Below are 22,578 nucleotides of genomic sequence, written 5' to 3' on the forward strand. Positions count from 1 at the left end.
CCGCCTTCGTATGAAAGGAAGGTTTCCCATGCGCTTCATCCATACCGCCGATTGGCACCTCGGGCGGCTCTTCTTCGGCCGCCATCTGACGGACGATCAGGCGCACGTCCTCGACGAGCTTGTGCATCTCGCCAGAGACGCACGCGCCGAGGCCGTCGTCATCGCGGGCGACGTCTATGACCGCGCCGTGCCGCCCGTCGAGGCGGTCGAACTCTTCGACGAGGTGCTCTCGCGCCTTTTGCTCGACGAAAAGCTCAAGGTAATCTATATCGCGGGCAACCATGACAGCGCTGCGCGCCTCGGCTTCGGCAGCCGCCTCCTTGCAGGGGGCGGCGTTTTTGTCGCGGGGCAGCTGCAGGCGGATGTCGCTCCCGTCATCTTGGACGACGCGCACGGCAAGGTCGCCTTTTCGCTCCTGCCCTACATGGAGCCGGCGACGGTGCGCTTCGCCTACGGTGAGGCGGCGGAAGATCTCGCGGGCTTCGACGAGGCGACTTCGTTCGCGGTCGCACGCGCGGCGGCGCTCGTGCCCGAGGGCTGCCGCAGCGTCGCCGTCGCCCATGCCTTCATTGCGGGCGGCGCATTGTCTGAGTCGGAGAGGCCGCTTTCCGTCGGCGGCTCGGACAGCGTGAGTCCCGCGTGCTTTGCGCCCTTTTCCTACACGGCGCTCGGGCATCTGCACGCGCCGCAGCAGGCGGGGGCAGCGAACATCCGCTACGCAGGCTCGCTCATGAAGTATTCGTTCAGCGAAGCGGGTCAGAGGAAGGGTGCGACCGTCGTTGACCTCGCCGCCGACGGCTCTGTGACGATCGAGGAAGCCGCGCTCGCTGCGCCGCATGATCTCGCCGTCGTGCGCGGCACGCTTCAGGAAATTCTCGAAGACCGCGAGCGCTTCCCGAAGAGCGAGGACTATACGGCCGTCGAGCTTATGGACAAGGGACCAGTGCTCGACGCGCACGGCAAACTCAGCCGCATCTATCCGAATGTCCTGCAGGTCACGCGCCCGGGACTCATGGAGCAGGCGGGCGCTCTGCGCGAGCAGGGCAGGAAGAAGCTGGAGCGTCCCGACGACGTGCTCTTCGGCGAGTTTTTCGCCGACATGACGGGCGAGACGCTCGACGAGGCGCAGAAGAAGGAGCTTTTTGATGTGCTCGAAGAGTTGCTGCGCGAGGAAAGGGAGGCGAAGATATGAGGCCGCTGCGATTGACCATGGAAGCGTTTGGTTCGTATGGGAAGAAGACTGTCGTCGATTTCACGGAACTCGGCGCGAGGAGCTTTTTCCTCATTCACGGCCGCACGGGATCGGGCAAGACGACACTGCTCGACGCCATCTGTTTCGCCTTTTACGGCGAGGCGAGCATGGCGGGGCGCACGGGCACGATGATGCGCACGGACGAAGCGCCGCGCGAGGCGAGGACGAGCGTCGACTTCGTCTTTGCTTTGGGAACGCAGAAGTACCATATCTGCCGCACGCCGTCCTATGAGCGTATGAAGAAGGACGGCACTGGGCTGACGCCGGTGCAGGCGTCGGCAATGCTCTGGCAGGTTGAGGAAGGAGAAGCTGCAGAAAATGAGGAGCGCGTGCTCGCACAGCGTCCGTCGTCGGTGACGCAGAAGATGACGGAGCTTCTGGGCTTCGGCCCTGCCGAGTTCCGCCAGGTCGTCCTCCTGCCGCAGGGCGCGTTTCGCGACCTTTTGACGGCGAAGGTGGACGAGCGCGAGGCGCTTCTCGCGATGCTCTTCAAGACGGAGCGCTACCGCAGATTGGAGGAACTCTTCAAAAGCCGCGCCAAGGCGATGGAAGCGCGAAGAGCGGAAATCAAGGCGCAGGAAGGGGCGCTCCTCGCGGGCGGCGCGGCAGATTCGCTCGACGCGCACCGAGCGGTGAGCGAGGAGAAGGAAAAAACGCTCGCCGTCCTCGAAAAGCAGGCGGCGGCGCTGCAGGAAAAGCAGGAAGCGGCGCAGTGTGCCGAGCAGGAGGGCATCCGTGCGGCGGAAATTCTGACGCGCTGGGAAAAGGCGCGAAAGACGCTCGCCGACCATGAGAAGAAGCGCGGCTCTGTCGAGCGCTACCGCGCACAGCTCGAAGAGGCGCAGCGTGCGGCACAGATCGAAGACGTGGCGGCAGGCGCGGCGCGTGACCGCGAGAAGGCGAAGGAGCGCGAGGCTGAGTGCGCAGCGCAGGAGAAGCGGCGCGAGAAGGCGGCGCATGAGCTGAAGCGTGCCGAAGACGCGCTGGTGCACGAGAAGGCGCGGGAAGGCGAGCTGGAAGAGGGCAAGGCGAAGGTGCGCAAGCTCGAAGAATACGGCGCGTGCGCGATCGACTTGGCACAGGCGCGGGCGCGTGCGAAGAGCCGCGAAGAGGCAGCACATGAGGCGGCAGAGAAGGCGGCGCAGGCGAAGGCGGCGCAGGAAAAGCTCGCCGCAGAGCTTCTCGCGCTCGGCACGCGCGAGAAGGAGCTTGCCGAGCGCGCGGCGAAGGCCGAAGGGCTTTCCCTTGCGCTCGCGCAGAAGGAAAAGGAGCGCGAGGCGCGGCAGAATCTCGCCCTATTAAAGAAGCGTGCAGCAAAGGCGCAGGAAGCCGCCGAGATCGCAGGCGAAAAGGCGCGGGCGGCGCGAGAAGAGCATGAGACGAAGCGCAGGAACCAGCGCGCCTTGGAGCACGTCTACATGGAAGGGCAGGCGGCGCTCCTCGCACGCAGTCTGGAAGACGGCAAGGCCTGCCCCGTCTGCGGTTCGACCGCGCATCCGCATCCGACAGCAAGCAAAGACGAGGTGCCTGAAAAGGCGGATGTGGAGCGCGCGCGAAGCGAGGCGGAAAAGGCGGAGAAGGCGCGCGAGAAGGCGGAAAAGGCGCAGACGGCGGCAGAAGCCGACCTCGCCGCCGTGCGCGGCGAGTTGGCGGCGGCGCAGAAGTCGCTGACGCAGACGACGGAGGACGCGGGAAGTCTCGCCGCTGCCATCGCCTCCTTGCAGGCCGAGGTCAAGGCGGCCGGGCAGGCGGCAGCGGCGCAGAAGGCGGCCGCCGATGAGCGCGAGACGCTTGCCTCAAGACTCGCGCAGGCGGAAGCCGCAGAAAAGGAGGCGGCGAAGGGCGCGGAAGCAGCCAAGGGCGAGGCCGCACAGGCGGCGGGAGCATTGCAGGAAAAGAGCGCGTCTCTGCCCGAAGCATACCGCGAGCCGAAGGCGGTCGAGATGGCGCTCGCGGCAGCTAGGCGTGGCGTCGCAGAGAGGGAGAAGGCGCTGGCCGCGGCGCAGGACGCTTTCTCTGGCGCGGGGAAAGAGCTTGCAGCCGCTAAGGCAGCCGCCGAGGCGGCAAAGACGACAGCGGCACTCACACAGGAAGAAGCGCGAAAGAGCGCGGCGCTTCTCGCCGAGCGCTTGAAGGGAGCGGGATTCTCGGACGAAGCGGCATTTCGTGCCGTGCTCACGGGACACTTCGCGACAGCAGAAGGCCGCAAGGAAGTCTCCGATCGCATTCGCGCCTACGAGGACAAGCGGACGGCCTTCGCCGAGGCAGAAAAAAAAGCCGCCGAGGAAGCGGCCGGCATCGCTCCGCCCGATCTTGCCAAGCTCAAAGCGGCGCGGGAGGAAGCAGCTGCTGCGTGGACGGCAGGCACGCGCGAAGCCGCCGCACTGGCACAGGAGCTGAAGGAGCGCAGGTCGCGCGAGGAGCAGCTGCAAAAGCTCACCCTTGAAGCGGCTTCGCTTGAAGCCGCCTACCATACGACAGGCAGGCTCGCGGAAGTCGCCGCCGGGCAGAATCCTCACCGCATGCATTTCCAGACATACGTCCTGCGTTCTATTCTCGCTGACGTGGCGGATGCCGCGAATCAGCGCCTCTTGCGCATGACGCACGGGCAGTATCGCCTGGAGCGCAAGGAAGGCGTCGTCGACATGCGCAGGAGCGCGGGACTCGACCTCGAAATCTTCGACGAGAACACGGGCTACGCACGCCCCATGGCGACCCTCTCGGGCGGCGAATCCTTCCTCGCCGCCCTCGCCCTCGCGCTCGGCCTCGCCGACGTCGTCACCAACTACGCCGGCGGCATCCGCCTCGACACCATCTTCATCGACGAAGGTTTCGGCACTCTCGACGCCGAAACCCTCGACCTCGCCATAAAAACTCTCATGGACCTCCAAAAAGGCGGCCGCCTCGTCGGCATCATTTCCCACGTGGAGGAACTGAAAAACCGCATCGACGTGCGACTCGAGGTGGAAAAGGGTGAGGACGGGAGCACGGCGAGGTTTGTCGTGGGGTAGATGAGGCGGCAAAGAAGTATGGGGTGTGCGGTAGAGATTCGTTCATAGGTGCAGAAGAGGCGTGCCAAAGATGCCTAGAGTGGAGGGAAAAGGAGTGAACCAAGGAAATGGGCAGAGGAAATGTTCTTCTGGGTTATGCATGCAAGTTGGCATGGGGCTGTGTTGGAGCGGATGGAGGTTGGTCGTTTGACATTTTTGGAAATGGCAAACTTTATCTGAGAAAATTACGTATATCGAGAAATGATTCTAAGGACGATGTTTCCAATGAAAAAGTTATAGATGTTTCCCAGGAAGCCGTGCGAGAGCTTCGTGCTTATTTCGCACGTAATGCAGCAAGCATCAAGAATCTTCCCAGTGAAACGTATAATGGTTCTTTGGATGGTGGGTTTGATATATTCACTTTTGGAGGGAAAATAACGGAAAGTCTGAATATATGTAGGCACCCGCCAGAACATTTCTTGCGAGTGAGTAAGTTCACGAACGCAGCGATTGAAGACAATATAAAATTTTTGCAAGCGGAGAATGAGATTTTGGATCTTTTTCAAGGTGCATATGAGATTCTAAAGAAGTACCATTTGGGACTGAATATGACGGAAGATTATTTTTCCTGTTGGTGGAAGAGTGAGGAATTCGACAGTAGAACATAGGTAAATGTTACATCGTTACGTTTTATATTTGACAGTCTCAAAGGATGGAAATATTCAACTAGCGATGGGAAACACTTTAACTTACCGGCAATCTTCAAAAATAATATTTTTGAATTCTGCATGAATCAATTAGGCCGGATTTATAGTATACGAGATGATGGTTCCTATTACTGAAACATTTTGCATACGATATAAGGTTGAATTGTTCTAAGATGTGACTTCGCTGTATGAATTAACTGTAGACTTTTTTTGCGCCACTCGTTGTTCGTTTAGATATATGATTAAAAGAGTATATGTTAAATAAGCTGTTGTTGAGGATACTACAGCGTACGGACCTGAAATTGCGTTGCTCTATTTAAAAGTTTCATGCGAGGAGTGATACTATGTATCTAGGGAGAAAACTATATCGGATGAACAGAATGGGAATGGATCGAATAGAAATGAAACCAGTACGCTTGTTCAATCCGAGGATAGAAGATGGAAGGCTTCGTTGCTCTGCGGAGGACGGAGATACTGTTGTTAAAGTAAATCCATTTCGAAATTTGCTTGAGATGATTACGTTTTATTATGGTATAGCAGAACGTAATGATCCTGATGAATTGGATGCTTTTCTTGACAATGTGTATTCTCCAAAGAAGGATAAATACCCCAAACTTATTGACGCAGAAGATATGGATTATTTTATTCTGCAATCCATTGCGGACAGTATGTTTCAGAATAATAGTCAAAGCAAAAATGAACCGTGGATGGATTTTGATGAAGACAAACTGAAAGCACTCTTAAGAAACAAATTTTTTAAAGAATATAATAAAAAGGTTTTACATAGACTCGTTGATTTCAAAAAAGGAAAATTACTCTATGAGAAAGATGGAAACAAGGTGTATGAGTGGGCAGGAGATTTTACACCTGACCTAAGCGGCATGACTGTATATGCAAGAGATTATGGAATGTTGGAACTCTATACCTATACAAAGTTGCAGGCGCAGGCGGCGTGTTTACTTTCTAATGATCGAACGGATATGATGTGGGATTTATGGTGTTATCATGATGTAATAGAGCAACTGTATACATGTCGGTTTTATGACTGCATTACAAAAGGCATTGATTTTCGTTCAAGAGCAAACAAAGTAGCTAATTTTTTTTCATGAATTGCTCGTCAGAAGTGTATTAGTAAAGAGCACGAAGATTGCATATCTCTGCTGCATGAATATCTTGATTCGATATTGCAAGCGATTATTGGTGGGAGGCACGCGAGTTCATTCAAAAGAGCGGCACCCCTTTTTATGCTTGGATATCTGATTGGGAGAACTTTGATTATGCGAATTTTAATATTGATTGGCTTGCATGGTGTGCAGAAAATTTATTAAAAACGATTGGAGAAAATGTACAGGTACGAAAAAAGATTCAAGAGGCAGTACGAAAGCAACATCTGGATGGACATATAAACGCCAGTGCTATGAGGAGATACTTTGAGATCTTTGCCGTTTAGCTATATAGAGGACAGTCCGTCTGTGCTTTTAATGCAGGGCAATGTACGATATAATGAATCCGTAGAATAAACCGACTCCAAGAAGACGGGCGATATGATCAGCAATATAGAGATAGATAACAGCTGTGGCAGTATGCGCTGCGATGGCAATAAAAGATAGGAGATGGACTGCATGAGAACAAACGATACTCCGATTTTGGATTTGATGAAGGACATCGACAAAGGAAACATTCAATTGCCTGATTTCCAGCGCGGCTGGGTATGGGATGACAGTCGCATTCGTGGGCTTATTGCCAGCATTACGCAGAATTTTCCAGTAGGTGCCGCCATGTTCCTCGAATATGGCAATGCGAATGTACGCTTCAAATATCGCATGATTGAGGGCGCACCGTCCTGCAAAGCACAGCCCGAGCAGCTTATTCTGGATGGTCAGCAGCGGCTCACTTCCATCTATGCGTCTATGTGCAGTCCGAATGCCATCAAAACCAGAACCGACAAAGGCAATGAGATCAAGCGATTTTACTACATCGATATTGCCAAAGCGATTGATCCTGCTATCGATCGAGTGGAGGCTATTTTATCCGTCCCAGAGTCGAAGCGAATCACATCCGACTTTGGCAGGAAAATTGACCTCGATGTTTCGACTGCCGAAAGGGAATATGCGAATAAGCTGTTTCCTCTGAATATCATCTTGGATGACGAGAAGTCCTTTGAGTGGGAACGGGCATATCTTGCTTATCACAGTAATTCACACGAGGCAAGCGACGAGTATAGAACTTTTCGTGGAAAAATTATAATGACCGTCACTCATTACAAAATTCCTGTCATCGGCCTGGACAAGGACACGCCGAAGGAAGCGGTGTGCCAAGTTTTTGAGAATGTGAACCAAGGCGGCGTATCGCTTACGGTTTTCGAACTCGTCACAGCTGTATTCGCTATGGATGATTTTGAACTCAGGAAAGATTGGGAAAAGCGCAAAAACAATCATCTCAACGGAGATATTCTGAATATTGTCACGGCTACGGATTTCCTGACTGCCTGCACGCTTCTTTCTGCCTATGAGAAGAAGGGTGTGGTGAGCTGCAAGAAGAAGGACGTGCTGAACCTGAAGCTTGCCGATTATCAAAAATACGCCGATGTTTTGATGCAAGGATTCGAGGAAGCGGAAATGTTGCTCTTCGAGGAGCGCATCTTCGTCAGCCGCGACCTTCCTTATACGACACAGCTCATTCCATTGGCCGTTTTGTGCGCCTTGCTCCTGCCCGATCGTCGAATCAAAAATTCCAATGTGAAGAACAAAATCAAGCGATGGTATTGGTGCGGTGTATTCGGTGAGCTTTATGGAAGTGCCAATGAGACGCGTTATGTAAATGATGTAGTTGGCGTGATGAATTGGTTGAACGGTGGTGAGCTGCCCAAGACCATCGTCGATTCCTATTTCAATCCCATGCGCCTGTTGATGCTTCAGTCAAGACGGAGTGCTGCCTATAAGGGAATCATGGCGCTTATCATGAAGAATCACAGTCGTGACTTCATCAGCGGGCAGGAGATAGATCTTGTTCTCTATAAAGCTGCCGGCATCGACATTCACCATATCTTTCCGAAGAACTACTGCAAGATCAAGAAATATGATTATATCAAGTGGGATTCCATCATTAACAAGACGCCCCTATCGTACAGCACCAATCGGGAGATTGGCGGTGTTGCTCCGAGTGAATACCTGGCGCGTATTGAGAAGAAAAAGGTGGAACGAGCCGATTTGTGCGATTATCTCGCCAGTCATTGGATTGATATGGCCGATTGCATGTCCGATGATTTCGAGAGATTTATCGTTCATCGCGCGAGAAAAATTCTCGATGCCATTGCAAATGTCACCGGCAAGCCGATTTCCGGCAGGGATAGCGATGAAGTGAGAGAAAAATTTGGCGAAATTTTGTAAGCTATCTGCTCCGTGGATGTCTGGTTGTTTTGCGGGGAACGTTTTCACTAGAAGGACAAAGGCGGATTCAACACGAATTAGAAGAGCATACTGACTACGGAGGCGATACGATGGACAACAAGAAGGAAATGGAGCGGGCGGAGCTGCATCGGGCGATCTGGCAGATTGCGAACGATCTGCGCGGTTCGGTGGATGGCTGGGATTTCAAACAGTATGTTTTGGGCACGCTCTTTTATCGCTATATCTCGGAGAAGCTGACGAACTATCTCAACCGTGAGGCGCAGGAGGCTGGGGATGCGGCGTTTGACTATGCCGCACTGTCCGATGAAGAGGCGGAGACGGAGCGCGAGAATCTTGTGGAGGAGCAGGGGTACTTCATCCTGCCGAGCGAGCTTTTTGCCAATGTGCGAAAAAGTGCGCCGACGAATGAAAATCTCAATGAAACGCTGGAAAAGGTATTTCACAACATCGAAGCCTCGGCGACCGGAACGGCGAGTGAAAACGATCTTGCGGGGCTTTTTGAAGATCTCGACGTCAACAGCAACAAGCTCGGCGCTACGGTGAAGGAGCGCAATGCAAAGCTCGTGAAACTCCTCGACGGCATCGGCGAAATGCAGCTTGGGCACTATCGAGACAATACGATCGACGCTTTTGGCGACGCCTATGAATATCTCATGGGCATGTACGCCTCGAATGCCGGCAAGAGCGGCGGCGAATACTATACGCCGCAAGAAGTCTCCGAGCTTCTGACGCGTCTCACGGTCATCGGCAAGGCGCGGGTGAACAAAGTGTACGACCCCGCCTGCGGCAGTGGTTCTCTATTACTGAAATTTGCCAAAATTCTCGGCAAGGAGAATGTGCGAAACGGCTTCTACGGGCAGGAGATCAACATCACGACGTACAATCTTTGCCGCATCAATATGTTCCTGCATGACATCAATTTCGACGACTTCGACATTGCGCGTGGCGACACGCTGACTGACCCGCAGCATGATGCATTCGAGCCGTTTGAGGCGATTGTTTCCAATCCTCCGTATTCGATTCGATGGGCAGGCAAGGAAAATCCTCTGCTCATCAACGATCCGCGCTTCGCGCCTGCGGGCGTGCTCGCGCCGCCGTCGAAAGCCGATTTCGCCTTCATTCTGCACGCGCTCGCGTGGCTGGCGGCGAACGGCACGGCGGCGATTGTCTGCTTCCCCGGCATCATGTATCGCGGCGGCGCGGAGAAGAAGATTCGCCAGTATCTGATCGACAGCAATTTCGTCGATGCCGTGATCCAGCTGCCGGACAATCTCTTCTTCGGCACGAGCATCGCGACCTGCATCATGGTGCTGAAGAAGTCGAAAGCGGACACGACTACGCTCTTCATCGACGCTTCGAAGGAATGCATCAAGGTCACGAACAACAACAAGCTCACGCAGGAAAACATCGAGCATATCTTGCAGATGTACACCGACCGCGCAGATGTCGCCCACACGGTGCGTTGCGTCCAAAGCAAGGAAATCGCCGCTGAGGACTACAATCTCTCCGTCAGCACTTACGTCGAGTCAGAGGACACGCGCGAAGTCATCGACATCGCGGCGCTCAATGCAGAGATTCGCGAGATCGTCGCAAGGGAAGAAGTGCTGCGGCGTGAGATCGACAAGATCATCGCCGAGATCGAGGACGAGGAGGGCATCGCGCTATGAGCAGGCTGAGGGAGTTGATGGAAGAGTTTTGCCCGAATGGGGTGGAATATGTACCGTTATGGTCTGTCACTATATGGGATAAAAAATTCAATGCAGTTGAACGAGATAAACAGCCGATTGTTGAAAATTATCGGTATCTGTTAGCGAATGACTTGTTCCTAATGGAGGTTGATAAAGGGGATGTATTTCTTTTATCTACAGGAGAGAGGACCGGTTGGACGACCGAAGAACTTGCGGGAGAGTATCTAAAAGAAGGTGAAGTTGTTTCAATTCCATGGGGAAAGTCTAGAGATGTGACAGATTGCATTAAATATTATAAAGGGAAGTTTGTAACAGCAGATAATAGAATCGCTACATCTAATGATATAACAAAATTGTCAAATCGATATTTATATTATTGGATGATGAGTCAAGGAAAGGTGATCGATACCTTTTATCGGGGTTCAGGTATCAAGCATCCTGATATGGCAAAAGTACTAAATATGCAAATTCCGATACCGCCACTTGCTATACAAAACGAAATTGTAAAATTGCTAGACGATTTTACAGAACTTACAGCAGAGTTGACAGAACAACTAATGACGGAACTTACATTGCGGAAAAAACAGTATAATTTTTACCGCGACAGCCTTTTGAATTTTGTCCGTGTGGATGATACAATCGTTCAGACAGACAGACAGACAGACAGACAAGCTCAAAGAATAAGTAAATTTGGGCTATTGCGGAAAACGTTTGATGTTGAATGGAAAACATTAGGAGAAGTTTCTTCTCAGATATGTTCTGGAGGGACTCCAACTGCATCGAATGCTGCATTTTATGTTGGAACTATTCCGTGGCTTAGGACACAAGAAATCGATTGGGCAGATATTTATGATACGGGGATAAAAATATCAGAGGAGGCGTTGAAAGCTTCCTCTGCGCGATGGATTCCTGCAAATTGTGTGATTGTTGCTATGTATGGGGCAACTGCTGCTAAAGTTGCGATTAATCGTATCCCACTGACAACGAATCAGGCATGTTGCAATTTAAAAATTAATGAGGAAATGGCTGAGCATAGGTATGTATATCATTGGCTTTGTAGTCAGTATAAAACGTTGAAGGCAAAGGGACAGGGTTCTCAATCGAACATCAATAAGAATATTATTGAGAAATATCCTATCCCCGTCCCGCCGCTCGACGTTCAGCAAAAAATCGTCTCCATCCTCGACCGCTTCGATACCTTATGCAACGATCTCACAAGCGGCCTCCCCGCCGAGATCGCCGCTCGCAAGAAGCAATACGAACACTACCGCGACCGACTGCTGACCTTTCCAAGAAGCAACGGATAGTTCTAACGCATGGATTCATTAAGAAAACACAGAAGACCCCAGTACGAGAAATCGAACGTGCGAAAAAATATCGTGTGATTTATTGCGAGAGAGAGGAGAACTGACATGGATGATTTGGATCGCTATATTGCAGAGCAGATGAAAGACCCCGCTTTTCGCGAAGAACACGAACGGACACGTTTGGAATTCGCACTTACAGAACTCCTGATTACGGCACGCATGGAGCAGGATCTGACACAGAAAGAATTGGCGGAGAAATCGGGGGTTCGCCAATCGAACATCAGCCGTATTGAAAAAGGACAGGCGGTACCTTCCTTGGTGACGCTTGATAAGATTGCAAAGGCATTGGGAAAGGAAGTCCAAGTCAGTTTTGTCTGATGGGGCGAGGAGGTCGGTACATTGTACTATAACCTGATTGCAAGCGCGGAAGAGAGCACCGTGCTCGCGCAGTATGTTCGCGAGGAGCGGGCGCCGTATGCGGCGTATCAGTCGGAGGCGGCGCTTGAGCGGGCATTGATCGGGCTGTTGGAAGAGGAAGGCTATACGTATCTTCGGATTCATGACGAGGCGGAGCTGGTCGCGAATCTTCGAGAGCAGCTTTCGGCGCTCAATGATTATGCGTTCAGCGATGCGGAGTGGGAGCGGTTCTTCAAGGTGTCGATCGCGCCTGCGGGCGACGGCATTGCAGAGAAGACGCGGCGCATTCAGACGGATTACATTCAGAATCTTCGGCGCGATAACGGAACGACGAAGAACATCAAGCTGATCGACAAGGAGAACATTTACAACAATCGTTTGCAGGTCATCAATCAATATGCGGTGGAGGGCGGTGCGGACGCTCAAGCAGAGAATGCGGCGGCTCATGCGAATCGTTACGATGTGACGATTCTCGTCAACGGCTTGCCGCTCGTGCATTTGGAGCTGAAGCGGCGCGGCGTGGAGATTCGGCAGGCGTTTAATCAGATCAATCGCTATCAGCGCGACAGCTTCTGGGCAGGTGCGGGGCTGTATGAGTATGTGCAGGTTTTCATTATTTCGAACGGGACGAATACGAAGTATTATTCCAATACGACGCGTGCGAGCCATATTCGCGAGATGGATGCGGCGGGGCGCAGGGCGAGCAAGAAGACGAGCAACAGTTTTGAGTTCACATCGTTTTGGGCGGATGCGAGCAACCGCCTCATCACGGATCTCATGGATTTTGGACGCACGTTCCTCGCGAAGCATACCCTGCTCGCCGTCTTGACGCGCTATTCGATCTTTACGACGGAAGAGGTGCTGATGCTCATGCGTCCGTACCAGATTGCGGCGACGGAGCGCATTTTGTCGCGCATCAAGATCGCGTCGAATTACAAGACTTGGGGCAAGATCGAGGGCGGCGGCTATATCTGGCACACGACGGGGGCGGGCAAGACGCTGACTTCGTTCAAGACGGCGCAACTTGCCGCAGGGCTGCCGGATATTGACAAGGTGCTCTTCGTGGTCGACCGCAAGGATCTTGACTATCAGACGATGAAGGAGTACGACCGCTTTGAAAAGGGCGCGGCGAACGGCAATACGTCGACGCGCGTGCTCGCGGGTCAGCTCGCGAATGATGCGGCGCGGATCGTCGTCACGACGATTCAGAAGCTCGCCATGTTCATCAAGCAGAACAAGGCGCACGCGATCTACGGCAAGCATGTCGTGCTGATTTTCGATGAGTGCCATCGCTCGCAGTTCGGCGATATGCACACGGCGATTGCGAAGGCGTTCAAGAAGTATCATATCTTCGGCTTTACGGGAACGCCGATTTTCGCGCCGAATGCGTCGGGCGCGGGCAAGCCTTCGGCGCGGACGACGCCGCAGCTTTTCGGCGACAAGCTCCACACCTATACGATTGTGAACGCCATCAACGACGGCAATGTGCTGCCGTTTCGCATTGATTACATCAACACGATGAAGAGCAAGGCGGAGATCGAGGACAAGGAAGTGCGTGCCATCGACCGTGAGAAGGCGCTTGCCGCGCCCGAGCGCATTCGTGCCGTAACGGAATATATCCTCGCGCATTTCGACCAGAAGACGATGCGCGGCAAGGCGTATTCGCTCAAGGGACAGCGCGTGCTGGGATTCAATTCGATGTTCGCGGTCGCGTCGATTCCTGTCTGCATGAAGTATTACGAGGAGTTCAAGCGTCAGCTGGCAGCGGCGGGGCGTGACCTTGCGATTGCGACGATTTTCAGCTATGCGGCGAACGAGGACGATCCCGAGGACGCTTTGCCCGATGAAGATTTTGATACGGCGGGGCTTGACCGCACGAGCCGCGACTTCCTTTCGGACGCGATTGCGGACTATAATGCGCGTTTTTCTACGAATTTTTCGACGGACGGGGATTCCTTCCAGAATTATTACAAGGATCTTTCTCAGCGCATGAAGAAGCGCGAGATCGATTTGCTCATCGTCGTCAATATGTTCCTCACGGGCTTTGACGCGACGACGCTCAACACGCTTTGGGTGGACAAAAACCTCAAGTACCATGGGCTGATTCAGGCGTTTTCACGCACGAACCGCATTTTGAATTCGGTCAAGACGTTTGGCAATATCGTCGCTTTTCGCAATCTGGCGAAAGCGACGGACGATGCGATCTCGCTTTTCGGTGATGAGAATGCCGAGAGCGTCGTGCTGCTGCGAGGTTTCCGCGACTACTACGAGGGCTATGACGATGCGAGCGGCCGTCACCACAAGGGCTATGCGGAGCTTATCCTGGAGCTGCGCGAGAAATTCGCTGTCGGTGAGCCGATCTTGGGCGAGCAGGCGCAGAAGGATTTCGTGCGCATCTTCGGCAACATTCTGCGCCTCAGGAACATTCTCACGGCGTTTGATGATTTCGAGGAGAATGATCCGCTCCTGCCACCGCGCGATTTGCAGGATTACCAGAGCATGTACTTGGACATTCATCGCGAGATGACGGGCGCGGGAAATGCGGAGAAGGAGAACATCAACGACGATGTCGTGTTCGAGCTGGAATTGATCCGGCAGGTGGACATCAATATCGACTACATTCTGTTGCTTGTGGAGAAGTATCATGCATCGAACGGCATGGATCAGAGCATCATCGGAGCGATTGACCGTGCCGTCGGCGCAAGTCCCGAGCTTCGGAGCAAGAAGGAGCTGATCGACGGCTTCATCAAGACGGTCAACACGAGTACGAAGGTGATGGAGGACTGGCGCACCTATGTCGATGCGGAGAAGGAAAAGGCGCTTGAGAAAATCGTGCAGGAGGAGAAGCTGAAGCCCGAGGAGACGGAGAAGTTCGTCCGAAGTGCGCTGCGCGACGGCAGGTTCAAGACGACGGGCACGGCGATTGATACGATCCTGCCGCCCGTTCGCCGCTTCGGCGGCGCTCGCGCCGAGAAGAAGGCGGGCGTCATCGAAAAGCTCAAGACGTTCTTTGCGACTTTTATGGGGCTGGTGGAGGAGTGAGGGAATCGCCTGTTTTTTTACCATGAAGCCCCCCAAAAGTGAAAATAGGCATCATAAAGGCCGAGAAGAAACTGATTATCAAGACGGATAGTTTCCCCATTGACTAGTGTGGCAAGGAGGCTCTTGAAAAAACGTGTGACATCTGGTAGAATGAGACGCGTCAAAAGAATATGGATCCACTAGGGGAGCATTTGCTGAGAGGCTTGCGCGTGACGAAGCCGACCCTTGGAACCTGTCGGGGTAATACCTGCGTAGGGAAGTGGGCGTTTCTGAGAATCTTGAGGGAGCTGCCCGGCTTTGCGGGCAGCTCCTTTCTGCTGTTGCGCTGCTGTGGATTCGTTGATGTGAAATGGTTTCATGCTATTTGCAAGGAGGAATATCATGGCAACGCAGATGCAGTATGCAAGAGAGGGGAAGATTACCGACGCTATGCGGCAGGTGGCGGAGGCGGAGCAGCTGACGGCAGAAAATATCCGCGAGCGTGTAGCGAAGGGGACGGTAGCAATCTGTGCCAACGTCAATCATGTTGGTCTGAAGCCTGCGGGCGTCGGTGCGGGACTGCGCACGAAGGTCAATGCGAATATCGGCACATCGAGCACGTTTCCCGACATCGGGCCGGAACTCGAGAAGCTCGATGCGGCCGTGCGTGCAGGCGCGGATTCCGTCATGGATCTCTCGACGGGAAATAACATCGACGAGTCGAGGCGGCGCATCATTGCTCATTCGCCCGTCATGGTCGGCACAGTGCCTCTTTATGAGGCGACGGTCACGGCGATCAAGCGGCACGGTGCCGTGGTAGAGATGACGGCGGATGACATTCTGCAGACGATTGAGCGGCAGGCGAAAGATGGTGCAGACTTCATGACGCTGCACTGCGGGCTGACGCTCGAAGCCGTGCGCAACCTGCGCGAAGAGGGGCGCGTCATGGACATCGTGAGCCGCGGCGGATCTTTTATCGCGGGCTGGATGCTCTACAACGAGAAGGAAAATCCGCTCTATACGCATTTCGATGATATCCTTGACATCTGTGAGAAGTACGATTCGACAATCAGTCTGGGGGATGGCCTGCGCCCCGGCTGTCTTGCTGACGCGACGGATCGTGCGCAGATCACGGAGCTCGTGAATCTCGGCGCACTCGTTGATCGCGCGTGGAAACGCGGCGTGCAGGTCATGGTCGAAGGTCCGGGTCACATGCCGTTCGACCAGATTGCGGCGAACATGAAGCTCGAAAAGAGGCTGTGCCACGATGCGCCGTTCTACGTACTCGGTCCTTTGGTGACAGATGTCGCGCCGGGCTATGACCATATCACGGCGGCAATCGGCGGCACGCTCGCCGCCGTGAGCGGCGCTGATTTCCTCTGCTATGTGACGCCCGCTGAGCATCTTTGCCTGCCGACGCTGGAAGACGTGCACGACGGCGTGATTGCAAGCCGCATCGCTGCACATGCGGCGGACATCGTCAAGGGCGTGCCGGGCGCGGCGGCATGGGACAGGAAAATGGCAGAGGCGAGGAAGAAGCTCGATTGGGAAGCGCAGCTCGCGCTTGCCATCGATCCCGCACGTGCACGGTCGCGCCGTGAGGCGAGGAACGATGCCGGCGAAGGTGCGTGTTCCATGTGCGGCGACTACTGTGCAGTGGAAATCATCCAGAAGTATTTTGACAAGCCATCTGCAGGCAGGTGTGATTAGAATAAGGAAGAAGGTGCTGCCGCATGGTGCAGATTTGGCTCATGCGGCAGCACCTTTTTGCTTTGCTGGGCAGGTTGGACTCCAAGTCCCAAAAAAATCATAAAATGTCTTGCGGGGGGGGTCATCTGTGTTATCATGAAAGATATACAGCATACATATCGAAGGATGTTGCTGACTTGCCGTAGGACGTTTGCGCCGAGCGATATTCCCGTTGGAAATGCGGGCTGCAGACGGGTGAGCAGGAGATTTTTGCGAGGATTTATCTTGCGGGGTGAGGTCACTTGTGCTATTATTAGTTGCAGATGATGTTTTGGGTTTTTAGGAGAAGCAGCTTTGGCGAAAGAAGCATGCTGTGGTTGGAGAAGTCTTTTTTTCTCCATTCGTGGTCGTTGTCAACTATTATTGACGAAAATCGTGTGCTGACCTTTGCAGGAGACAGGGACAAACAGCGCATTGTTTGCTTCGATTGGCAAAACTGCGTACATGGAAGGGATGAAGAGGATGAATGGGTTGACGGTGGCAAAGAAGATTGTCTTGAGCTTCGCAATCTTGATCGTGATGTTCTTGGGGTTTGGCGGCTATGCGACGTATTCCGGCAGTACGCTGAATAAGTCGACGTCAGATCTCATGGACTGGACGCGGGCGTTGAACATATCGTCGCGGCTGTCCGACGCCGTGAACGATACGCGCGTATTCGCCCTGTTGAAAGGCTCGGCGACGGATCCTCAGACCCGTGCGCAGCTTGAACAGCAGCATGCGGCAAGCATAAAGAAGGTTGAAGACGTCTTCGCCGATTACAAAAAGATGCTTGACGATACGACGTATTACACGGAAGAGGAGCGCAAAGCGGATCAAGATCTTTTCAACAATGAATACAATGCTTGGCAGGAATATCTAAAGGTTGGCGAGGAGGGCGACCGCCTTTTCGCGGAAGGGAAGCGAGAGGAAGCGCTCGCCTTCATCGACCAAAAATGGAGCAAAAGTTATCAGAAGCTGTCGGATCTCGTCCTCGCCGATGAGGATCGCGCCATGAATGGCGCCGATGCGATCGATAAGAAGGCCGATGTCGTCTACGGGCGTGTCATCATGACGACGGTCGTCGTCACAATCCTTGTTCTCGTCGTCGCGATTGTCTGTGGCTACTTCCTGCTGCATACGATTCGAGGCTCCGTTTCGAGTATGCTCGATTCGCTGCAGAAGATTGCAGCGGGCGACCTGAGCTTGAAGTTCGCTGCGGACTCGGCGGATGAGTTCGGGCAGATGGCAGAGGCATGCAACAAGATGCTGCACAATGTGCGCTCGATGACGAAGAAGATTCAGGAGACGGCGGATTCGGTTTCCAACTCGTCCGGCGCTTTGACGAGTACATCGGAGCAGTCGGCGCAGGCGACGCAGAATGTCGCCGAGTCCATCACGGAAGTTGCGGGCGCGGCACAGGCGCAGCTCGATTCCGTCGCGGAGGCGAAGCACCAAGTTCATGCGTTCACGCGAGGGCTTGCGGATGCAGCGCAGACGATCGAGCAGGTCGCCGCCGACATCGAGCATACGTCGCAGCGTGCAGAGGAAGGCAACAAGCTCGTATTGTCGACGGTCGATCAGATGAACGCGATTGCCGACACGGTCATCTCCTCGTCGAATGTCGTCGCGAAGCTCGGTGAACGCTCGAAGGAGATCGGAGACATCGTCGAGGTCATCTCGAACATTTCCGGACAGACGAACCTCCTCGCCCTGAATGCGGCTATCGAAGCGGCGCGTGCGGGCGAGCACGGGCGCGGCTTTGCCGTTGTCGCCGAAGAGGTGCGCAAGCTCGCCGAGGAGTCGCAGAACGCCTCGCAGCGCATTGAAGACCTCATTCGCGCCATCCAACAGGAGACGGAGCAGGCGGTGCAGGCGATGGAAACGGGTCGCGAGGAAGCCGAGAAGGGACGCGAAAACGTCACGGCAACGGGCAAGAGCTTCTCAGAGATTCGCGCGATGATTCAGCGCGTGCAGGAAAATTCCGCCGCCATCGAGAAGAACATGGAGAATCTGAGCCAGAGGGCGGAAAAGATCGACGATGCCACGGGCAGGATTCACGACTCCGCTTCCAAGGTCGCAGCCGAGGCCGAGAATGTCTCCGCCGCGACGGAAGAACAGGCGGCGGGCATGGAAGAGATCGCTGCAAGTACGCGCGGCCTCTCCGATATGGCACACGACCTCAATGCGGCGGCCGCCAAGTTCAAGACCTGAAGAGCGGCACGAAATGAAAAATGGGCGATGCATATCCGTGCATCGCCCATTTTTGGCTGTTCATGCTGCGGTTTCTCTTACTTCATGCGAGCCTGACGAAGCATCCACAGCGACTTGGCGTATTTCTTGATGAAGTCGTCCATGAGCATGGAAGTGACGTAGCGGTTCGCCTCGTCGGCAGCTTTCTTGAGGCTGCGCACCTGCTCGTAGATATAGGAGAAGTCCTTCTCGACTTCGGCGAGAATCTCGTCCGAGGTCACGAAGCCGGGCTTCGCTTCTTCAATCTTCGCGGTTGCGAGGAAGTCTTTGAGGGACGACAGCGGCTCGTGGTTGATCTGCAGCAGGCTCTCGGCGATGGCGTCGATGTCTTCGCGCACGCCGTCGTAGTAGCTTTCCAACTGCGCGTGAACGGGGAAGAAGTCGGGACCCTTGACGTACCAGTGGTAGTGCTGAAGTTTGTGATATTCGACGACGAGGTCGGAAAGAAGCTGGTTCAACATCTTGTGCATGAAAAATCCTCCTTTGCGATATAGGGGCAGGAACTTTGCCCGCAAATTCATCGCTCCCATTATAGCACAAATGGTACGGATTCACAAATAAGATTTATTATCTTTTATAATTCAAGAATTCATGGGTGGGCAGTGATTCCGCAAGTTTGCGAATGGAAAGAGCAATCCTTTTTGTTCCAACGACGCGGCAACTGTGGTATAATGTTCCCGTTCAATATCTCGTAGGGAGAATTAGGGGGATTCTGTGTGGATTTAAGTATTATGGAGCTTTTGAAAACGGTTGTCCTGGGCATTGTCGAAGGGCTGACGGAGTGGCTGCCGATCAGCAGCACGGGGCATATGATTCTTGTCGATGAGTTCATCAAGCTCGACGTGTCGAAGTCCTTTATGGACATGTTCCTCGTCGTCATACAGCTCGGCGCCATCCTTGCCGTCGTCGTGCTGAACTTTGAGAAGCTCAACCCGTTTTCGAGCTGGAAGTCAAGCTGGGAGAAGCGCGCTACGTGGCAGCTCTGGTACAAGGTCATACTTGCCTGCGTGCCGGCGGCGGTCATCGGACTCTTGTTCAACAAGTTCATGGAAGAGCACTTCATGACGGCGCCTGTCGTCGCGGCGACCTTGATCTTCTACGGCGTCATGTTCCTCGTCGTTGAAAGCTACAACAAGCGCCGCACGCCGCGCGTGCGCGAGATCGAGCGGCTCGACTACAAGACGGCGTTCATCATCGGCCTGTTCCAGGTGCTGTCTCTCGTGCCGGGCACGTCGCGCTCGGGCGCGACGATCTTGGGCGGCATCCTCTTCGGCACGTCGCGCTATGTGGCGGCGGAATTCACGTTCTTCCTCGCCATTCCCGTCATGTTCGGCGCGAGTCTCTTGAAGATGGTCAAGTTTGGTTGGCACTACACGGGCAGCGAGATCTTGATTCTCGTCGTGGGCATGGCGACGGCATTCGTCGTGTCGATCCTTTCGATCAAGTTTCTGCTGCGCTACATCAAGAACAACGATTTCAAGGCGTTCGGCTGGTATCGCATCGTGCTCGGTATCATCGTCGTCCTCTATCTCTACTTCGTCGGCGATCCCGTGCAGGGCTGAGGGGGAAATATCATGCGTTTCGTATCATGGAATGTCAACGGTCTGCGCGCTTGCCTCGGCAAGGGATTCATGCAGTCGTTCAAGGCGCTCGACGCCGACGTCTTCGGCGTGCAGGAGACGAAGATGCAGCCGGAGCAGGCAATCTTGGAGCTTACGGGCTACAAGCAGTATTGGAACAGTGCGGAGAAGAAGGGCTACTCGGGCACGGCGGTCTTCAGCCGCATCGAGCCGCTTTCCGTCAGCTACGGCCTCGGCATCGAAGAGCATGATCACGAGGGGCGCGTCATCGCGTTGGAGTTCGACGATCTCTACTTCGTGACAGTTTACACGCCAAATTCGCAGCGCGGCCTTGAGCGCCTCGCCTATCGCATGACTTGGGAGGAGGCGTTCCGCGACTATCTTTTGGCGCTTGACGCGAAGAAGCCCGTCGTCGTCTGCGGCGACCTCAACGTGGCGCATACGGAAATCGACCTCAAGAATCCCAAGACGAACCGCAAGAATGCAGGCTTCACCGACGAGGAACGCGAGAAGATGACGGAGCTTCTCGCAGCGGGCTTCACCGACACGTTCCGTGCGCTCTACCCCGACAAGACGGGCATCTATACATGGTGGTCGTATCTTCGCAAGGCGCGTGAGACGAATGCAGGCTGGCGCATCGACTACTTCCTCGTTTCCGACCGCCTCGCGCCGAAGATCAAGGAGGCGACGATCCACAACGAGGTCTTCGGCAGCGATCATTGCCCTGTGGGACTGGTGCTGGGGTGAGGGGGCTTGCTGTCTCGAATGATTCGTGTTCCTTAAAATGGCAGAACGTCTGCGAGAAAGGCGATTATGGCAAAAAGCGGTGTCAAAAATGAAGGATTGTCGAAAGCAAGAGATGCAAAGAAAGATGAGTTCTATACTGCCTACGAAGATATACAGGCAGAGATGAACCATTATGAAGATAAATTCCAGGGGAAGACGGTTCTTTGCAACTGTGATGATCCCTTTGAAAGCAATTTTTGCAAATTCTTTTTACGAAATTTTAATTACCTTGGCTTAAAAAGATTGATCTGTACTTCTTACAGTACCTCGCCGTTTATCGGGCAGCAGCTGACACTTTTCGATGGTGCGGATGAGCCCGTAGTGCGAGGGCATGGATATGTCATGGATGTGAAGGAAGTTCCGATGGCAAACGGCAGAGGTGTTTCTGATGAAGATATAGATGCTCTTTTGAAATCTAAAAAGCGCGGGGTAAAGAAACTGAAAGGGGATGGAGATTTTCGCTCTGAAGAATGTATCGATTATCTCAAGCAAGCCGACGTTGTGGTGACGAATCCGCCGTTCAGCCTTTTTCGCGAATATGTTGCACAAATTATGGTGTATCAAAAGGATTTTTTGATTATAGGTAATGTCAATGCCATTACTTATAAAGATATTTTTCCGCTTATTAAAAATAATAAATTATGGCTTGGAGCGAGTATTCATAGCGGGGATCGGAAATTCTATGTCCCGAATGACTATCCGCTTCGTGCAGCGGGATGTGGCGTGGAGGATGATGGAAGAAAATATATTCGTGTGAAAGGGGTTCGCTGGTTTACGAACCTTGATTATGCAATGAGACACGAAGAATTGGTGCTTTATAAGCGATATTATGGCAACGAGGAAGAATATCCTAAATATGATAATTATGATGCAATCAATGTCGATAAGACAGCGGATATTCCATGCGACTATTTTGAGAATTTGGGGGTTCCGCTGACGTATCTGGATAAATATAATCCGAGCCAATTTGAAATCGTTGGTTCTAGTCGCGAGCTTGCACAGCCGATGTCGGAGATTGCTCCTAAAGGCAGTTATGAGCCCGGCGGACCGAGTTTTTATTTAGCTGTTGACAGGTTTAGTGATACAGCAGATAATCTCAACGGAACGGAACGGAACGGAACGGAACGGAACGGAACGGAACGGAACGGAACGGAACGGAACGGAACGGAACGGAACGGAACGGAACGGAACGGAACGGAACGGAAATATCGCCGCCTATACTTCCGAATTGTTGTCCGGCGCAAGTTGTAACGGAATCTTGGGAGTCCCGATCACATTCCTTGACAAGTATAGCCCTGATCAATTCGAGATCATCGGACTTGCGGCGGGAAATATCCGAGGCCTTGCAGGAATTGCCTCAAGTACGGGAAAAGATGAACCGTACATTGACGGAAAGCTGCGCTACGGAAGGAGCTTTATCAGACGTAAAATGTAATGGTATC

General features: G+C 53.6%; 17 protein-coding genes and 1 riboswitch. Of the genes, 16 read left to right on the forward strand and 1 reads right to left on the reverse strand.

Translation table 11 applies throughout. The features are described 5' to 3' along the window. Positions 1-28 precede the first annotated feature (28 nt). From SELSP_RS03415 to SELSP_RS03465, 12 genes are all read left to right on the forward strand, one after another. Positions 29-1,192, forward strand: coding sequence for an exonuclease SbcCD subunit D (locus SELSP_RS03415; RefSeq protein ID WP_013740662.1), 1,164 nt, complete (start codon positions 29-31; stop codon positions 1,190-1,192). 17 nt (positions 1,193-1,209) lie between these two features. Beyond that, on the forward strand, positions 1,210-4,263 hold the full coding sequence (locus SELSP_RS03420; protein WP_233275189.1) for an AAA family ATPase: 3,054 nt from the start codon (positions 1,210-1,212) through the stop codon (positions 4,261-4,263). 107 nt (positions 4,264-4,370) lie between these two features. Beyond that, on the forward strand, positions 4,371-4,910 hold the full coding sequence (locus tag SELSP_RS03425; protein WP_006193144.1) for a hypothetical protein: 540 nt from the start codon (positions 4,371-4,373) through the stop codon (positions 4,908-4,910). A 410-nt stretch (positions 4,911-5,320) separates the two neighbouring features. Continuing rightward, the gene (locus tag SELSP_RS03430) at positions 5,321-6,058 is read left to right on the forward strand and encodes a hypothetical protein (RefSeq protein ID WP_006193143.1); all 738 of its coding nucleotides are present in this window, start codon (positions 5,321-5,323) and stop codon (positions 6,056-6,058) included. Positions 6,059-6,571: 513 nt separating this feature from the next. Further along, the gene (locus SELSP_RS03435; protein WP_013740664.1) at positions 6,572-8,338 is read left to right on the forward strand and encodes a GmrSD restriction endonuclease domain-containing protein; all 1,767 of its coding nucleotides are present in this window, start codon (positions 6,572-6,574) and stop codon (positions 8,336-8,338) included. A gap of 110 nt (positions 8,339-8,448) precedes the next feature. After that, on the forward strand, positions 8,449-10,026 hold the full coding sequence (locus tag SELSP_RS03440) for a type I restriction-modification system subunit M (protein ID WP_006193139.1): 1,578 nt from the start codon (positions 8,449-8,451) through the stop codon (positions 10,024-10,026). Beyond that, positions 10,023-11,354 carry a restriction endonuclease subunit S gene (locus SELSP_RS03445; protein WP_013740665.1) on the forward strand — a complete coding sequence of 444 codons (1,332 nt, stop codon included), beginning with the start codon at positions 10,023-10,025 and terminating at the stop codon, positions 11,352-11,354. The genes SELSP_RS03440 and SELSP_RS03445 overlap by 4 nt, the downstream gene beginning before the upstream one ends. A gap of 17 nt (positions 11,355-11,371) precedes the next feature. Beyond that, positions 11,372-11,458, forward strand: a complete 87-nt coding sequence (locus SELSP_RS12415; RefSeq protein ID WP_233275193.1) for a hypothetical protein — start codon at positions 11,372-11,374, stop codon at positions 11,456-11,458. A gap of 1 nt (position 11,459) precedes the next feature. Then, positions 11,460-11,732 carry a helix-turn-helix domain-containing protein gene (locus SELSP_RS03450; protein ID WP_006193136.1) on the forward strand — a complete coding sequence of 91 codons (273 nt, stop codon included), beginning with the start codon at positions 11,460-11,462 and terminating at the stop codon, positions 11,730-11,732. Between the two features lie 21 nt (positions 11,733-11,753). Next, on the forward strand, positions 11,754-14,813 hold the full coding sequence (locus SELSP_RS03455; RefSeq protein ID WP_006193135.1) for a type I restriction endonuclease subunit R: 3,060 nt from the start codon (positions 11,754-11,756) through the stop codon (positions 14,811-14,813). Positions 14,814-14,984: 171 nt separating this feature from the next. Next, positions 14,985-15,088, forward strand: a riboswitch (TPP riboswitch). A gap of 106 nt (positions 15,089-15,194) precedes the next feature. Continuing rightward, positions 15,195-16,502: a phosphomethylpyrimidine synthase ThiC gene (gene thiC / locus SELSP_RS03460; protein WP_013740666.1), complete on the forward strand. Its 1,308-nt coding sequence runs from the start codon at positions 15,195-15,197 to the stop codon at positions 16,500-16,502. Between the two features lie 516 nt (positions 16,503-17,018). Beyond that, entirely contained in the window at positions 17,019-18,731 is a 1,713-nt protein-coding gene (locus SELSP_RS03465) for a methyl-accepting chemotaxis protein (protein WP_169304914.1), read from the forward strand. 77 nt (positions 18,732-18,808) lie between these two features. On the opposite strand, the gene SELSP_RS03470 is transcribed toward SELSP_RS03465, so the two are convergent. Continuing rightward, positions 18,809-19,240, reverse strand: a complete 432-nt coding sequence (locus tag SELSP_RS03470) for a Dps family protein (RefSeq protein ID WP_013740669.1) — start codon at positions 19,238-19,240, stop codon at positions 18,809-18,811. A 261-nt stretch (positions 19,241-19,501) separates the two neighbouring features. Between SELSP_RS03470 and SELSP_RS03475 the strand changes: the two genes are divergently transcribed. From SELSP_RS03475 to SELSP_RS12620, 4 genes are all read left to right on the forward strand, one after another. Beyond that, positions 19,502-20,332 (forward strand): undecaprenyl-diphosphate phosphatase, encoded by an 831-nt coding sequence (locus SELSP_RS03475; RefSeq protein ID WP_006193131.1) that lies wholly within the window; start codon positions 19,502-19,504, stop codon positions 20,330-20,332. Between the two features lie 12 nt (positions 20,333-20,344). Further along, the gene (locus tag SELSP_RS03480) at positions 20,345-21,097 is read left to right on the forward strand and encodes an exodeoxyribonuclease III (RefSeq protein ID WP_006193130.1); all 753 of its coding nucleotides are present in this window, start codon (positions 20,345-20,347) and stop codon (positions 21,095-21,097) included. Positions 21,098-21,163: 66 nt separating this feature from the next. Beyond that, a complete protein-coding gene (locus tag SELSP_RS03485; RefSeq protein WP_006193129.1) occupies positions 21,164-22,387 on the forward strand; it encodes an adenine-specific methyltransferase EcoRI family protein in 1,224 nt (407 codons plus the stop codon). 7 nt (positions 22,388-22,394) lie between these two features. Continuing rightward, complete coding sequence (locus SELSP_RS12620; protein ID WP_407635837.1) at positions 22,395-22,571, forward strand: adenine-specific methyltransferase EcoRI family protein; 177 nt, start codon at positions 22,395-22,397, stop codon at positions 22,569-22,571. Positions 22,572-22,578 lie beyond the last annotated feature (7 nt).

The organism is Selenomonas sputigena ATCC 35185 (assembly GCF_000208405.1).
Classification (GTDB): domain Bacteria; phylum Bacillota; class Negativicutes; order Selenomonadales; family Selenomonadaceae; genus Selenomonas; species Selenomonas sputigena.